Below are 14,657 nucleotides of genomic sequence, written 5' to 3' on the forward strand. Positions count from 1 at the left end.
TCATGGCCGACACCGACCACTTGTTTCTCAATCGCGCCGACATCAGCGCGCTTCAGGAGTTGCTCCGCCGAATACCGGCGCTCGCCGAGGATTTGGCCGTGACCGAGACCAAGCAGGGCCGCGTGAGCAAGTCCGGACTCGGCTCGGTACGTCGCGGCCGGCACCGCACCGCCCTGCCGATGCACCTCGGCGCGTACGAGGCCGCGGAGTTCCTGCGGAACTCGCTCGGGACGTGGATACGCCTGGTGTGCGAGCAGCGGGCCGTCGAACTGCCCGCGGTCGACAACCTGATCGGCGCCGCGCGGTGGCTGAACCGGCACGTCTACTCGCTCGCGATGACACCCGGCGCCGAGGCCGCGCTCGACGATATCGAGGCCGCCGTCGCGGAATGCAAGTACATGATCGACCTGCCGCCCGAGGACTCGATCGTTATTGACCCAGCGCGGCTCGCCGCGGCCAACTCGAGCATTCTCACGGCCTACCAGGTCGAGAAGATCGCGACCCAGCTCGGCGAGATCGGCAAGGGCTTGAACCGAGATCGCGTGCGATATCTGGCCAAGCACGGCCTGAAGGACTGTGGGCGAGACGGAGATACGCGGTTCTACAGGTTGGGCGACGTGCTCGTCTCGCACGTACAGCACAAGGTCAGAGGGAAGGGGACCGCATGACCGAGAACCGGCCACCCATCGCAAGCGAGCACTACCTACGCCTGCGGATTCTCGCGAAGCTGGGTTGCACCGGCCTGGCCCCGACGATCACCCTTGAGGACGCTGTCGCGCTGCAGGCCCTGCTGAATGCGTGGCTGTGGGCGGACCCAGTTCAAGCGCGCGAGTGCTACGTAACCGTATCCGGGCCGATGGTGCGGACGCTGTGGACGGGCGTGCAGTACGGCGTGAACCGCCTCGCGATCCCACTGGACATGCCCCCGGACGATGCGGAAAAGATGTCCGACATGCTCGGCGAGGCGGCCGAATTCGCGAGGATGACGAACAGGCCGGACGGAATGGGAGAATCGGCCATATGAGGATCTGGGACCAGGTGCGTGCGTATCTGCCTGCGCGACTTCGCGCGTCCCAGATCGAGCCGCAGGTAGATTCCAACCGCATCGACTTCATCGAGGCCCACCTCGATGAGGACTCGATGGCTCTGTTTGGGCAGCGGCGCTGGCCCGAGGAGGGAATTGCGCACCCAAGAACAGGCGAACGCATCTACCAAGATGTCAGTTCTACCGCGCCCAACGAGGCCTCCATCCGTGTCCGTCTGGGCAATGGAGGAGTCGAAACAATCACCGAGGCCGACGATCCGGAGACGTACCTGGAGATCGTCAACGCCCTGCCGTTCGCGGACGGAGTCGAGCGCGAACTCCGGCACTACGTTGCTTTTCGTTGCGTGCTCGACTACGTGCGTGCGCCGGAGAACGCTAAGAACCGCGCGGTGATGGAGGACCAGTTGCTGCGCCCGATCGCCTACATCTGGCGCTAACCGAGCGCAATAACAGCCTCGACAGCGCGCCCTGCTTGACAACCGTTGTCCCTGCATGTGTTCTTAGTCTGAGCAAGGAGTGCACCCAAGATCGGGTAGCACTCCTTTTTCGTTCCCATAGGCCTGCAGCGCGTTCACACCCGCCGCGCCCCTTGTCCCTCGTAGTCCAGCGGCCGAAGACGGCGCGCGTGTCCGGTGCGAGGCCGGCCTGCCCATGGGTTGGGGCAGGCGAATAGTCCCCATCGCGCAGGCACGGGTTCGAATCCCGTCGAGGGCAACCCATCTCGCCATCTGATGAAGGAGCACCATGGTTACTACTCTGTCCGCTGCTGCCCATTCCGTTGACTGGTCGCTCATCGGCCGCGCTGTGCTCAACCTCGGCGCTGCGCTGCTCGGCGCGATCCTGTGACGCTGCATCACCCGATTCTCGTTCTGCCGCTCTGGTGGCCGAACGTGCTGGACTGCTGGACCTTCGGGCCTCGGTACTGACCCAATGAGTCGGGCACGCCTGCGCGTCTGCTGCGTCGCGGGCTGCCCGCAGCTACAGGCCGCGCCACGATGCGGCAGCCACCAGGCCGCCGAGGAGCGACACCGGCAGCTGACCACACCCACGAAGGTGACCCGCGACCACGCCGAGCGACAGCGACGCGCGGCCGCGGTGCGAGATCATCGCGAGCGGCATGGCGATTGGTGTCCCGGCTGGCAACGGCCGGGGCACACGTCGACGGACCTCACGGCCGACCACCGGCGGGCAATCGCCGCCGGCGGGCGACCCGACGGTCCACTCGGCGTACTGTGCCGAAAATGTAACTCGCGCAAGCATATTCGATGAACGCAGTCAAGTGTTTGCTGAAGGAATGCCGAAAACTAGCGAAGTCCGACATCGCTTCCCTTCGGCTACGCGAACTACCCAGGGGGGGTACCCCTTTGGGCCCCAGACCGCCACCTACGGGGAGGGCACTCGGGGGTTTGGAGGGTTCAAAGGCTCCGGACCGAGCGGTCCAGTCCGGCGGCCGAACCATAGCGAAGTCAGACTTCGCTATCGCGCAACCATCCGGTTAACCTTGGTGCTCAACGGATCTCGCCCTCGTCCATGCCGAACGGTTACCCCTCACCCTCGGACCCGGTAGCCTCAGGCATTGCCTGAACGAGGGGGATGCCTTGGGTGCATCGAAACAGCCGCGGATGATCATCGCCGTGGCCGCGGCCGTCGTAGTGGCTGCCGGCCTAGCGGCCTGGCTGCTCATCGGCCGCTCACCGTCCGCCGATAGCCGCGACGACAAGATGGTCTCAGCCTGCCAGCAGAGCGCGTCTGTCCAGCTGGCCTCGCCCGACAGCGCGAATTTCGGCCCCATGGCGGTCGAGCCTCTCACCGCGCCGGGGGAGTACACACACAAAATTTCCAGCTGGGTTGAATCCAAGAACGGCCTCGGCGCGACGCTGCGGTCGACAGTGGCCTGTCACCTACGGGTCGACGATGGCGGCAACGTCCAAGTCGTCTCGAATGTGACCAGCGGCTAGGCATTCGGTTCACCAGCACTTATACAGGCGGTATCGCGACGATGCCGCCTGCTGTCCTGCCGTGCCGTAGCGCGACGCTGCGGAGGAGGTGCGTAATGCGTGGTGGTGCGCGCAATCGTTCAGGCCCGCAACCCGATCCCCGATCCGGGCGTTCGGATCGCCGCGGCCTGAACTTCATGAACTTGCCCAGCGAGGGCTACTCGGGCGGTGTCCCGGAGTTTCCTCTTCCGCGACCGAAGGCCCGAGAAAAGGCTCTCTGGCGGCTGATTTGGACGTACCCGCAGGCTGTTGCCTGGGCGCGCGAACCATGGCGGTGGGAGACCGTCGCTATGTACGTGCGGTGGAAGGTGCGCGCCGAGCTCGCCGACGCGACCGCGGCCGACGCTACTGCGATGCGCCAGCTCGGCGACCAGGTCGGGCTGACGCCGGCCGGGCTGAAAGAGAACGGCTGGTGCATCGCCGTCGACGAGGTGGGCCAGGCCCGCACCGTCGCCGCTGAGAAGGTCGCGCCCGCGCCACCTTCGGCGCCGGTCCGCCGCCTGCGGTCAATGCCCGGTGGCGGAGCCTGACGGCTGGCGCGTCGAGTGGCCGACCCTCGGCGACATCGGCGAGGCCTGGGTACGCCAGCACTGCCGAATCCCGGACGGATACCGCCGCGGCGCCGAATTCGCCTGGTCCGACTGGCAATTCTGGTGCGCGGCAAACTACGGCCGGATCCGCGACGGCGCTGCGTGGCCGGCGCCCGAGCAACCGCTGTACAACCAGGCGTTCGTGTACCGGCGCGCCCAGGTCGTCGCTCCGCAGAAGACGGGCAAAGGCCCATGGGCGGCGTCAATGGCGTGTCTGGAAGCCGTTGGGCCGAGCCAGTTCCTAGGCTGGGCAAGCGCCGGCGACGGGTGGGCGTGCGCCGACTGGGGTTGCGGCTGCGGCTGGGAGTACGAATATCTCCCGGGCGAGCCGATGGCCATGCGCCACCCGTCGCCGGTGCTGCAGTTGACGGCCACCAACGAGGACCAGGTCGGGAACGTCTATCGGCCGCTGACCGCGATGATCAACCTCGGCCCGCTGTCGGACCTGATGGCAGTGCGAGAGAGCTTCATTCGCATTCTGGGCGACGTCGGCGGGGAAGACTTCGACCGCATCGACGCCGTCACCTCCAGCGCCAACGGGCGAGTCGGTAACCCGATCTCCTGGGCGCTGCAGGACGAGAGCGGCCTCTACACGAAGCGGAACAAAATGGTCGCCATCGCCGAGCACCAGCGCCGCGGCGCAGCCGGTATGGGCGGGCGAACGATCGAGACCACCAACGCATGGGATCCAGCGGAAAACTCGACGGCGCAACGGACTTGGGAGTCCAAGGCGCCGGACGTTTTCAAGTTCTTCCGGATGCCGCCGGCCGGTCTGTCCTGGGGTAACAAACGCGAGCGGCGCAAGATCCTGCGCCACGTCTACGCGGGTAGCCCGTGGGTGAATCTGGACTCAGTCGAGGCTGAGGCTGTCGAGCTCAACGAGTCCGACCCGGCGCAGGCCGAACGATTCTTCGGCAACCGCCTGGTCGCTCGCACGGGTTCCTGGCTACCGCAAGGACTGTGGGAGAACTGTTATGCAGCAAAGGATCTGGCTACCTAATCCGCCACCCGGAACGCCAATCTGCATAGGGTTCGACGGTTCGGAAAACAACGACTGGACCGCGCTGCGCGCCGAGACCCGTGACGGTCTGCAGTTCACCCCGCGTTACGGGCCCGACCGCCGGCCGACGATCTGGGCGCCGGAGCAATGGGGCGGCCGGATCCCACGCAGCGAGGTTCACGCCGCGGTCGACGAGGTGTACACCACGTGGGCCGTCGCGCGTGGCTACTTCGACCCGCACGACTGGCGCAGTGAGATCGGCGATTGGTCGCTGAAGTACGGCGAAGAGCACGTAATCGAGTGGGCGACCAACCGGGTCTCGCCCATGTACGACGCCATTCGCCGGTACGAGACCGACCTACAAACCGGGCGCATCCGCCAAGACGGCTGCTCGATCGCCGCGACCCATGTCGGCAATGCCCGCAAAGTGCCGAAGCCGGGCAACAAGTACGTGCTCGGCAAACCTACCGACCACCAAAAGATCGACGTCGCGATTACTTCGATCCTGGCGCACGAAGCGGCGTCGGACGCCCGGGAATCCGGGTGGGAAGACGTCGACGGCCGCATGTTCTGTTTCAGCTGAATTGGGAGGTGAGCGCGAATGGTCGAGCTTCGAACAAGCCTCACCGATGACGAGCGCGACATGCTTGGCAAGCTCAACGCCAAGCATCACAAGACCGCCGCCCGCGACCGAATGCTCGACGCCTATTTCGAAGGCGCACAACGGCTCAAGCACATCGGGCTGGCTGTGCCCGAGGAACTGCGGATGTTCGAGCTGGTTGCCAACTGGCCGGGCATGTACGTGCGCGAGCTGGCACGCCGGGGGAAGATCAAGGCAATCTACCGGCCGGGCCGCGATATGTCCGACACCGAGATGCAAGAGGCATTCACGTCGAACAATCTGGCGGCCCAGGTGTCCCTGCTCACGCAGGAGGCCCGAATATTCGGCCGCTGCTTCGGTGTGGTGGGCACCAACGACGAGGACGCCGAACGGCCGCTGATCACCATCGAAGCGGCACAACAGATTTCGGTACTGGTGGACCGCGGCCGCCGGCGCCTGGCCGCTGGATTCCGGCAGTTCCGCGACGACAACGGCGAGCGCGTCGGCACTCTGCTGCTGCCCGACAAGACAATTCAGGTAGTCGCCGGCCGTGGTGGTTGGGCTATCGACAGCGTCGGCAGCGACGACGGACTCGACGAGCACGGCCTCGGCCGCGTGCCGATGGTGATGTTCCTGAACCGTCAACGGCTCGGGAAATGGCACGGCGGATCGGAGATGACCGACCTCATGGGCATCACCGACGCGTGCGCGCGGACCCTGACCAACATGGCGGTCGGTGTGGAAACACACGCGGTCCCGCCGCGGTGGGCGCTCGGCATGAGCAAGGGCGATTTCGTCGACAAAGACGGTAAGCCGCTGCCCGTGTGGCAGTCGTACTACCAGTCGATCTGGGCAAGCCAGAAGGGCCCGAAAGACGCCGCCCTTGGCCAGTTCACCGCGACGGACCTGCGCAACTTTCACGACACCGTGAAGCTGTACGCCGAGCTCGCCTCGAGCGTGACCGGGCTGCCGTTCCGGTACTTCGGTGCCAACAGCGCCAACCCTGCGGCCGAGGGCGCGATCCGCGCCGACGAATCGCGCATCGTGTCCAACGTCGAGGACTTCAACACACAGATTGGTGTCGGTCTGTCCTGGGTCATGGCGCTGTACGAGCGATTCCGTACCGGCGAGTGGCCAACCCCGGGCGAGCCGATCTCAATTCAATGGCGCGATCCGGCGACGCCGACGCGCGCCGAGGAAGCCGACTCGATCCAGAAGCTCAACGGCGGCAATCCCGTGCTGTCCCGCGAAGGCTCATGGGACGAGATGGGTTGGGATGAGGAGCGCAAGGCCCGCGAGCGCAGCTACTTCGAGGAGGAGGGCATAGACCCCGAGGTCTCCCGATTCCAACGGGAACTCGACGCCAAACGCACTGCGACCGAGCAGGCCAGCACTGGTGAGCTGACCGGCGATAATGCTGCAGTCCTCAACTGAATTCGATGCTGCGCAGCGCAAGCTGTCCGTCGAGGCGATCGACGAGATCGCGCAGCAGTGGGCGCGCACCCCGCCCCGCGATTTCGACGCCTGGTTCGCCCGCCACGCCGATCGGCTGACGAAGATCGTGACCGCCGGCCAGATGGCCGCAGTCGCCGGCGCCAACCAGTACGTCGCGGATGCCTTGGACGAGCAGGGCATTCGTGCCGCCCAGGTCGCCACACCGAACCCCGCCCGGCTGGTCGGCGTGACCGCGGACGGCCGCACCATCGACGGGCTGCTCGCTCAGTCCGTGATCGGCGCCCGGGCGCGCATGGCGCAGGGGATGCCCGCCTATCAAGCCTGGCAAGACGCAGGCCTCGAGGTGCGCCGCGTGATCAGCAACGAATTCGCTGACTCCGGCCGCGCCGCCACCGGTATCGGCATCGTGTCCCGACTCGGCGTCGGGTACGTGCGGATGCTGACACCGCCGAGCTGCTCGCGGTGCGTGGTCCTGGCCGGCAAGTACTACCACTGGTCGGCTGGATTCAAGCGGCATCCGGGCTGCAACTGTCGTCATATCCCCAGCAGGGAAGACCACGCCGACGACATCCGGACCGACCCCGAAAAGTACTTCGAGTCGCTGACCGAAACTGAGCAGGCGAAGGCCTTCGGCAAGGCCGGCGCGCAAGCCATCCGCGACGGCGCCGACATGGGACAGATCGTCAACGCGCGCCGCGGCCTCACCATCATCGGCGGCCGCGCCCAACGCACCGACGTCTACGGGCGGCAACTACTGACCACCAGCGAGGGCACAACGCGCCGCGGTGTGGCCGGCCGGGCAATCCGCGCCCGCGGCCGCAACTCACGCACCACGCCGCGGCTCATGCCCGAAGCGATCTACGAGCTCGCCGAGACCCACGAGGAAGCCATCGAGCTGCTGCGTAAGAACGGCTACCTGCTCGACGGGGCCAGGAAACGCACCGCGGCCGCGCCGAAACCTGCAGCGCCGAAACTGGAACCCGAGCCGCCCGCACCCGCGGAGACCGCGCCACCAGCCGAACCGGCGAAGGCGGCCGAACCGGCGAAGGCAGCGAAGAAGGTGGCCGAGCCCGCCGCCCCGCCGCCCGCCCCTGTGAAACCGGAAGCGCCGACCACCGAGCCGAAAGCGGCCGTGCCGAAGAAGGCTCGCAAGACGTCCCCGTACGCCGGTAAGTCGATGACTGAACTTGAGGCGCGCCTCAACGCATTGGTCGAGGCGGGCGATATCGGCGATGAGTTCGACGCAGTCGGAGCAGAGATCGACAAGCGCGACCAACGGGCCAAAGTCGAGCGTGATCGCCGCGCCGCGAAACGCGATACGAAGGCCCGGACCGCTGACGACACATACGAGCGGCTCATGCGTGAAGGCGTCGACGACGAGGAAGCGATCGAGAAGGCCTACGGCGTCGCTGTTCCCGAGCAGCGCCGCCGCAACGCACGTAGCTACTTGTCCGGCCTGGGCTACGACGGCAAGAGTCTCGACGAACAGGTACGCAACTGGCACCGCGACGAGGCGCACCAGGCCTGGCTGAACGCCGAGAACGCCACGAACGGATACATGCTGTCGAAGGCGGGCGAAAAGGCTGGCGTCGATCCGCGGCAACTGTGGTCGATGTCCGAGGACCGGGCCCGAAAATACGCCTCCGAGGAACTGCGCGGGTGGTGGGATGAGAACAGCCGCACCACCGCGGCCGAGCTCAAGGCCCAATTGATCGACCCGACCGAGCTTGCTCGGATGCATTCGCGCGGAAGGGATTACCTGCAGTGAGCAGCGACTATCGCAACGCACTCGCCGCCGGCCGCACCGCCTACGACCGCGGCGAACCGAGCACCGCCAACCCGTACGCGACCGCCGCCCGTGAGGGCATGAGCGTGCGCGACATCGTCGTCGACGAGCTGGCCCCGAACGAGGTCAACCCGAAGGCCGCCGCACTGGCGCGGCTCTGGCTGACCGGATGGCAGTCCGGCCGCGACGCTGCCGAATCCTCCCGCTAGCAGCGGGATTACCGCCGACGCCTGGCACATAGGGCGTATCTGTCCCGACCGGCGCGAGGCCGGCCGGAATTTCTTCCGCGATGGAGGAGCCCCACCCGATGAGTACACACCTGCCTGTGCATCCGATTTTCGGAGCCGCAATCGGTCTGCGCCGCAACGGCACACCGATCTGGACGATCCGCGGCGGATCCGAAGACACCGACCCGACCGGCGCGACGCCGACCGACCCGGGCACCCTGCTGCCCCCAACCGCCGACGAGGACGACCTCGGCGAGGGTGGCGAGAAGGCGCTCAAGTCCGAGCGGGCAGCTCGCCGTGCAGCAGAGAAGACCGCGCGCGAAAACGCTACTCAGGCGCAGGAACTCGCCAAGCGATTGCAGGCAATCGAGGACGCCAACAAGACCGACACCGAGAAGCAATCCGAACGGATCGCAGTCCTCAAGAAGGACGCCGCGAAGGCGATCCGTTACGAGGCTGCCGAGAAGACCGGACTGTCACTGTCTCTGGCACAGCGGCTCAAAGGCGGCACCCTCGACGAAATGATCGCTGACGCTGAGGAACTCAAAGGCCTCATCGGATCTAGCGCGTCGCAGCAGACGACCCCGCCCGCTGCACCTGGCACCCCCAAATCTGACCGACGCCAAGGCGGCGGCGGGGGAGAGACGACCGGGAGTATGGCCGCCGGCCGCGCGGCCTACGAAGCGCGCAAGAACCGCAAGTAAACCGATCCCCAGAAAAGGAGGGACGCAATGGATCTCAAGATCAATGTCGACACGTTCGGGCAGGACAGCCAGGACTGGCTGGCATCGGCCGAAGGTACCGACCGGGCCCGCACTATCACCCTGGACCTGACCACCTTCACTGCCGGCACGCACTACCCCAACGGCTATCTCAAGAGCGGCTACGCGCTCAAGAAGCTCGGCACCGGTAAGTACGGGCTGTTCAGCGTGGGCGACGAATCGGCTGCGACTATCGCCGGCCACCTGCTGACCCCGGTGCGGGTACCGACCGGCGCGACCAGGGTGGCCGGTGCCCTTCACTGGCACGGCAGCGTGCTCGCCGCGAAGTGCCCCCACACCGTCAACGCTGCAGGGCAGGCCACTGCCAAGCAGATCACCTACTTCTGAGAGGAGGCGTAACCGATGGCACTCGTGCTCAATTCCGATTACGTCACTCCGGCCGAGCTGACCGGCTACGTCCGTGAGGCACTGGCCGACCAGCCGATCAACGACCTCACGATCATCGACGACCTGCTGCCCGACACCCTCGTCGACGACGTCGAGTTCCGGGCCAACATCACCCAGCGTGGTCTGCGCAAGGCCGGCCAGTTCCGATCGTGGGACACCGAGGCCCGCATCAGCGGCCGCAAGGGAATCGTGCGGATCAGCGGCGAACTGCCGCCCCTGTCGGAGAAGCGGCGGCTCGGCGAATACGACCGGCTGCGACTGCGCAAGGCGGACACAGCAATCCGTGACACCATTTTCAACGACGCTGTCGAGCTCGCTCAGGCGATCCGCACCCGCGCCATCATGGCCAAGGCGCAAGCACTGGTGTATGGGAAGGTGACGCTCACCGAGAACGGCCTCGACCTCGAGGCCGATTTTCAGCGATTGGCCGGCCACACCATCACCGCGGCCACCTTGTGGAGCGTCACCGGTGCTGGCGCAGCCGACCCGGTCATCGACCAGGAATCCTGGTTCAGCACGTTCCGGGTCAGCAACTCCGCGAACCCGATTCGCGCGATCACCAGCCAGCGAGTCGTGTCGACGCTCATGCGCCAGGACAAGATCCGTGCCGCGTGCCTGCCGCCCGGTTCGACCAGCGGCATCGTGACCCGCGACCAGCTCAATGCGTACGTCACCTCATTCGGTCATCCGCCGTTCGAGATCTTCGATGCCCAGGTCGAAGACGCTGACGGCAACACGCAGCGACTCATCCCCGACGACCGGATCGCCTATATCGGCGGGAACGGCAAGCTCGGCGAAACCGCTTGGGGCACTACTGCGGAAGCGATCGAACCCGAGTACGGCATCGACGCGACCGAGGCGCCCGGCATCGTGGTCGGTTCCTACATGGACAACGACCCGGTCGCCCGCTGGACAAAGGCGTCCGGCATCGTGCTGCCGCTGCTGCTCAACGCGAACGCGACCATGATGGTCAAGGTGCTGTGATGGCCGCACATCTCGCCACCTATGTGCACGTCCACACCCCGCACGGCACCCGCGTGTTCGGACCCGGTGACGTCGTACCCACCGAGGTAGCTGCCCTCATCACCAACCCGGAAGTGTGGGCCGATCAGCCGGAACCCGAACCGGTGCAGCATGTTCCGGACCAGGAACCCGGCGACTCGTGGACGCTCCCGCAGCTGCGCGAATACGCCGCCCGCGAGCACATCGACCTGGACGCCGCGACCAAGAAGGCTGATGTGCTGGCCGTGATCCTGGCCGCCCGCACTACCGACGACAGCGGGGCACATGCCGACCCCGCTGTTTGAGCTGGTCGACGTTGCGGAGATCTCCGGCGAGGTATTCGCCGAACCGGAGATCACCCAGATCAACCGGTACATCACGATCGCCAGCGCGCGAATGCGAGCCAAGGTGTCCGGTCTCGACGCCCGCATCGCCGCTGGCAAGCTCGACCAGGACATCGTGACCGGTATCGGCGTCGACATGGTCATGCGTGCGCTGGCCACCGTGCGGCGCGGCATCGGCGTTAAGCGCACCGAGTACCCGGAGATCATGACCGAGTACAGCGATGGCGCCGAGCACGGCCTCATCTACCTCACCGACGCCGAGCTCGCCGAGCTGCTCGACACCCCCGACGAGGGCGGCGCGTTCACCATCGTTCCGGGCGGGCGACCGTGAGGAGTCTTCCCGAACGGTGGACGTTGTTGCGTTCGGGGCCACCGCAATTCGATCCGGTCACCGGCAACCGGCAACCGAGTCCGCCCGACGAGCTCCCCTGGCGTGGCCTGCTGCAGGTCCGTGTACTCACCGACGACACCGTCCTCGAGGAGTTCGACAACGGGCATGTCGCACAGCGGTTCACACTTCTGCTGAATCCGGGGCTGCCCGGCGGTACCGACCGCCGCGATATGTGGCGATTCGATGGGCCGGCCGAAGTGTCGGACCTGATCAAGGTCGGCGACGTCGTGACCGTGCAAGGCATTCCGCGAGTTCGTCGCCCCGCCAGAGGATCTCGCCGCGCGGCCTATATCGCCGCGGTGGTGCGGCATTCCACCGACCTACAGGAGGAACCATGAGCATCGTGTCGTGGACCGACTCGACGGGCGCGACCCGCTGGGCAGACGACCAGAGCAAGGCCTACCGCGACCGCGATGTCCCCCAGGCCCCCGAGGCGCCGGTCGCCGAACCGGCCGCGGCCGCCGCGCCGCTTCCGCCGAGTGAGCCCGCGGGGGAACCGAAGCCACGCCGGGCGCGCGCGGACTGATGTCCGACAACGTCATTGACGGCGGCCGCGTACGGCTGACGATCTTCGAGGCTCAGGTTCGTGACGAGGCCAAGAAGGCATCGCTGCCTGACCGTGAAGAGCTCGCCTACGAGGTGGCACTCAAGGCGATCGAACTGGCGCCCGTCGTGTCCGGCGCCTATCAGGACGGTATCGACGTCGTAGTCGAGGACGGCGACGTCTACGTCGTCGACAACGACCCCATCGCATTCATGAAGGAATTCGGGACCGTCGACACCCCGGCGCACCTGATTCTTACCGAGGCGGCGGCCGACCTCGCGCAGTACAACGACAAGGGTGCGTTCCGCAAGGCCATGGCCAAACGATGACCCCGCCCATCCCGTACGCGCCCGGCGCGCTGCGCGTATTCCTGGTCGCCCAAGAGGATCTCACCGCGCTCGTGCCCGCGGCATCAGTCACCACCCGCGATGTGCCCGACCCAATTCGCGGGCCGTTCGTCACGCTGCGTGGTGTGGGCGGATCCGGTGATGACCCACTCCTACGCACCCCGACCGTTCAAGTGGATGCGTGGGCACCGTCGCTGGAGATCCTCGGCGGCACAACCGATCCCGAAGAGGTCGCATGGGACATTGCGGCCATGGCCGGCCAACTCATCGGCCGCGCCCGCAATATCTCGTTCCGCGGCTCGGCGTGGTCGGGCCACTGGCGGACCGGCATCGTCACCGCGATCGACAAGACCCGCGGGCCTGACCAACCGATCTACCGGGCGACCATCCGTGTCGACTTGAAGATGCGCGCTGCGCGCACCTGAATTCGAAACCCTTGCCTGCCCACGCTATCCGGCGTGGGCACTCGCATTTCCAAGGAGGACCCATGTCCACACATGCCGATCCCGACAAGGCATTCGTCTGGCTCGACGGCGACGGCTACCGTGCGCCCGCTGGCACCGTCCGGCCTGTCGCCCCGTTCGTAGACAACCCCGTATCCGGTGCGATTCCGTGGCTGTCGTTCGGTGGTATCGAGGCCGGTTTCGAGGTGAACCCGACCCGAGACGTCTCCCCCAAGAAGGTATGGAACCGGCGCCTCGCCCCGTACAAGGTGGTCAAGGCGCCGACGGAGGAGCGTGCCAAGTTGCGGCCCGTCGACTACAGCGCCGCGACCGTGCTCACCGCGCTGCAGGGCGGCTCGATTGTCGAGGCCCCACCCGCCTCCGGTGTGTTCGAATGGCATCCGGGCGACGACGAAGATTTCGCGCTGCTGCTCGTGGTGCGCGACGACGGCAACGCCGCCGGTTTTTACTCCCCGCGAGTCACCCTCACCACCCCGCCGCCGCGGACCTTCGGTAAGGAAGATCTCGACGGATTCGAGTTCGAGCTCTTGGCCCTGGAGCCGTTCACTCCCATCACGAGTTTCAACCCGCTGCGCTCGCAGTTCACCGTGACTATCGGAGGCACGCCGACCGGCGGCACTTTCCCGTTGACGTTCAACGGGCAGACCGCAACGGGCATCGCCTACAACGCCGCGGCGTCCGCGGTGCAGACGGCACTGGAAGCGCTCTCGACGATCGGGACCGGAAACGTCACCGTGACCGGCAGCGCCGGCGGCCCGTACACGGTCGCCATCAACAGGGTTGGTGTGCTCACCAGCAGCGGCGCCAGCCTCACCCCGTCCGGCACTGTCACCGTGGCGTGAGGTACTGACCAGTGACAACGAAGAACACTGCGAAGAAAGCCGCACCGCGGCGCCGCCCGGCGCGACCGACCACCTCGGTCGCGCCGGCGGTACCCGCCTCCGACCGCGTCGACATCCTGGACGATCTCGGCACAAGCGCCGAACCGCCCGTGCCGATCACGCTGCTCGGAGTCGAGGCCGACGTACGCCGCAGTTTCAGCGGCGCCGAGGCAGTCAAGTTCTACCAGCTCATCTCGACTACTGAGCTCGAGGCGATGCTCTCGCTGATCACCAGCGACGGGCCCGGACTGTGGGCGAAGATCTCCGAATTCACCCCGGCGCACGCCACTACAGCGCTGAATCGAATCATCAACCTGAGTGGCTTGCACTCGGGGGAACTGCTCGCGCCCCTGCCCTTGTCGGGCTACATGGTCCCGACCGCTGGGGCGCAGCCTTCGCCCGATGCCACCGCTGGTACGGCCTGAACCTGCGCACCGCGCTGGCCGAGCTCCCTTACCGGGACGTCGCTGCGCTGCTGGACGATTCGGCAGCACAAGACGCACAGCGGGCACGGGACTCGGAGAACCTGGCCATGCTCGTCGACCGCCACGACTTCGGTCTCAATTTTGAGTACGTCTCGGGCACAACCGATCCCGAAGACCCGGAGGTCAAACGCGAACGGGCACAGCGGGCCAAGCGCGGCATCAAACCGCCGCCGCTTCCTATCCTCGCCCCGATCGCGCACCGCGACCCTGTGATCACCGCCGAGCTGGTCGAGCAGTACCGGCAGGCACAACAGCCGTACCGCATCCCGGAACCACCGAAAAGCAAGCTCGAGCAGCTACTCGCTGCGCGCCGAGGGGAGGTGTAGGCC

At 66.5% G+C, this 14,657-nt stretch carries 23 protein-coding genes and 1 tRNA gene; 23 read left to right on the forward strand and 1 reads right to left on the reverse strand.

Going from position 1 to position 14,657, the window contains the following annotated elements:
- The first annotated feature begins 2 nt into the window (after positions 1-2).
- The 4 genes from JWN03_RS05880 to JWN03_RS05895 all read left to right on the forward strand — a co-directional run bounded on the left by JWN03_RS05880 (position 3) and on the right by JWN03_RS05895 (position 1,759).
- Positions 3-668 carry a hypothetical protein gene (locus tag JWN03_RS05880; protein ID WP_297610815.1) on the forward strand — a complete coding sequence of 222 codons (666 nt, stop codon included), beginning with the start codon at positions 3-5 and terminating at the stop codon, positions 666-668.
- A complete protein-coding gene (locus JWN03_RS05885) occupies positions 665-1,024 on the forward strand; it encodes a hypothetical protein (RefSeq protein WP_297610818.1) in 360 nt (119 codons plus the stop codon). The genes JWN03_RS05880 and JWN03_RS05885 overlap by 4 nt, the downstream gene beginning before the upstream one ends.
- Positions 1,021-1,482 (forward strand): hypothetical protein, encoded by a 462-nt coding sequence (locus JWN03_RS05890; protein ID WP_297610821.1) that lies wholly within the window; start codon positions 1,021-1,023, stop codon positions 1,480-1,482. The genes JWN03_RS05885 and JWN03_RS05890 overlap by 4 nt, the downstream gene beginning before the upstream one ends.
- A gap of 156 nt (positions 1,483-1,638) precedes the next feature.
- Positions 1,639-1,759, forward strand: a tRNA-OTHER gene (locus JWN03_RS05895).
- A gap of 264 nt (positions 1,760-2,023) precedes the next feature.
- Here JWN03_RS05895 and JWN03_RS05900 read toward each other — a convergent pair.
- Positions 2,024-2,152: a hypothetical protein gene (locus JWN03_RS05900; RefSeq protein ID WP_297610825.1), complete on the reverse strand. Its 129-nt coding sequence runs from the start codon at positions 2,150-2,152 to the stop codon at positions 2,024-2,026.
- 491 nt (positions 2,153-2,643) lie between these two features.
- Here JWN03_RS05900 and JWN03_RS05905 point away from each other — a divergent pair, with 491 nt between their 5' ends.
- The 19 genes from JWN03_RS05905 to JWN03_RS05995 all read left to right on the forward strand — a co-directional run bounded on the left by JWN03_RS05905 (position 2,644) and on the right by JWN03_RS05995 (position 14,654).
- Positions 2,644-3,003, forward strand: coding sequence for a hypothetical protein (locus JWN03_RS05905; protein WP_297610828.1), 360 nt, complete (start codon positions 2,644-2,646; stop codon positions 3,001-3,003).
- Between the two features lie 176 nt (positions 3,004-3,179).
- Positions 3,180-3,572: a hypothetical protein gene (locus JWN03_RS05910; RefSeq protein ID WP_297610831.1), complete on the forward strand. Its 393-nt coding sequence runs from the start codon at positions 3,180-3,182 to the stop codon at positions 3,570-3,572.
- Complete coding sequence (locus tag JWN03_RS05915) at positions 3,559-4,632, forward strand: terminase (protein WP_297610834.1); 1,074 nt, start codon at positions 3,559-3,561, stop codon at positions 4,630-4,632. The genes JWN03_RS05910 and JWN03_RS05915 overlap by 14 nt, the downstream gene beginning before the upstream one ends.
- Positions 4,607-5,215 carry a terminase gene (locus JWN03_RS05920; RefSeq protein WP_297610836.1) on the forward strand — a complete coding sequence of 203 codons (609 nt, stop codon included), beginning with the start codon at positions 4,607-4,609 and terminating at the stop codon, positions 5,213-5,215. The genes JWN03_RS05915 and JWN03_RS05920 overlap by 26 nt, the downstream gene beginning before the upstream one ends.
- A gap of 18 nt (positions 5,216-5,233) precedes the next feature.
- Positions 5,234-6,667 carry a phage portal protein gene (locus JWN03_RS05925; RefSeq protein ID WP_297610839.1) on the forward strand — a complete coding sequence of 478 codons (1,434 nt, stop codon included), beginning with the start codon at positions 5,234-5,236 and terminating at the stop codon, positions 6,665-6,667.
- Positions 6,648-8,456: a VG15 protein gene (locus JWN03_RS05930; protein ID WP_297610842.1), complete on the forward strand. Its 1,809-nt coding sequence runs from the start codon at positions 6,648-6,650 to the stop codon at positions 8,454-8,456. The genes JWN03_RS05925 and JWN03_RS05930 overlap by 20 nt, the downstream gene beginning before the upstream one ends.
- Positions 8,453-8,683, forward strand: coding sequence for a hypothetical protein (locus JWN03_RS05935; protein ID WP_297610844.1), 231 nt, complete (start codon positions 8,453-8,455; stop codon positions 8,681-8,683). Before JWN03_RS05930 ends, JWN03_RS05935 begins: the two co-directional genes overlap by 4 nt.
- A gap of 98 nt (positions 8,684-8,781) precedes the next feature.
- Complete coding sequence (locus JWN03_RS05940; protein ID WP_297610847.1) at positions 8,782-9,405, forward strand: hypothetical protein; 624 nt, start codon at positions 8,782-8,784, stop codon at positions 9,403-9,405.
- 27 nt (positions 9,406-9,432) lie between these two features.
- Positions 9,433-9,810 (forward strand): hypothetical protein, encoded by a 378-nt coding sequence (locus tag JWN03_RS05945; RefSeq protein WP_297610849.1) that lies wholly within the window; start codon positions 9,433-9,435, stop codon positions 9,808-9,810.
- Between the two features lie 15 nt (positions 9,811-9,825).
- A complete protein-coding gene (locus tag JWN03_RS05950) occupies positions 9,826-10,854 on the forward strand; it encodes a major capsid protein (protein ID WP_297610851.1) in 1,029 nt (342 codons plus the stop codon).
- A complete protein-coding gene (locus tag JWN03_RS05955) occupies positions 10,854-11,177 on the forward strand; it encodes a hypothetical protein (RefSeq protein WP_297610852.1) in 324 nt (107 codons plus the stop codon). The genes JWN03_RS05950 and JWN03_RS05955 overlap by 1 nt, the downstream gene beginning before the upstream one ends.
- Positions 11,158-11,547: a hypothetical protein gene (locus tag JWN03_RS05960; protein ID WP_297610855.1), complete on the forward strand. Its 390-nt coding sequence runs from the start codon at positions 11,158-11,160 to the stop codon at positions 11,545-11,547. The genes JWN03_RS05955 and JWN03_RS05960 overlap by 20 nt, the downstream gene beginning before the upstream one ends.
- The gene (locus tag JWN03_RS05965; RefSeq protein WP_297610857.1) at positions 11,544-11,945 is read left to right on the forward strand and encodes a hypothetical protein; all 402 of its coding nucleotides are present in this window, start codon (positions 11,544-11,546) and stop codon (positions 11,943-11,945) included. Before JWN03_RS05960 ends, JWN03_RS05965 begins: the two co-directional genes overlap by 4 nt.
- Complete coding sequence (locus tag JWN03_RS05970; RefSeq protein ID WP_297610859.1) at positions 11,942-12,133, forward strand: hypothetical protein; 192 nt, start codon at positions 11,942-11,944, stop codon at positions 12,131-12,133. The genes JWN03_RS05965 and JWN03_RS05970 overlap by 4 nt, the downstream gene beginning before the upstream one ends.
- Positions 12,133-12,480: an HK97 gp10 family phage protein gene (locus tag JWN03_RS05975; protein WP_297610861.1), complete on the forward strand. Its 348-nt coding sequence runs from the start codon at positions 12,133-12,135 to the stop codon at positions 12,478-12,480. Before JWN03_RS05970 ends, JWN03_RS05975 begins: the two co-directional genes overlap by 1 nt.
- The gene (locus JWN03_RS05980) at positions 12,477-12,923 is read left to right on the forward strand and encodes a hypothetical protein (RefSeq protein WP_297610864.1); all 447 of its coding nucleotides are present in this window, start codon (positions 12,477-12,479) and stop codon (positions 12,921-12,923) included. The genes JWN03_RS05975 and JWN03_RS05980 overlap by 4 nt, the downstream gene beginning before the upstream one ends.
- Before the next feature lie 62 nt (positions 12,924-12,985).
- A complete protein-coding gene (locus tag JWN03_RS05985) occupies positions 12,986-13,804 on the forward strand; it encodes a hypothetical protein (RefSeq protein ID WP_297610867.1) in 819 nt (272 codons plus the stop codon).
- 11 nt (positions 13,805-13,815) lie between these two features.
- Positions 13,816-14,268: a hypothetical protein gene (locus JWN03_RS05990; protein WP_297610870.1), complete on the forward strand. Its 453-nt coding sequence runs from the start codon at positions 13,816-13,818 to the stop codon at positions 14,266-14,268.
- A 107-nt stretch (positions 14,269-14,375) separates the two neighbouring features.
- Positions 14,376-14,654 carry a hypothetical protein gene (locus JWN03_RS05995; protein ID WP_297610873.1) on the forward strand — a complete coding sequence of 93 codons (279 nt, stop codon included), beginning with the start codon at positions 14,376-14,378 and terminating at the stop codon, positions 14,652-14,654.
- Positions 14,655-14,657 lie beyond the last annotated feature (3 nt).

The organism is Nocardia sp., assembly GCF_025465275.1.
GTDB lineage: Bacteria > Actinomycetota > Actinomycetes > Mycobacteriales > Mycobacteriaceae > Nocardia.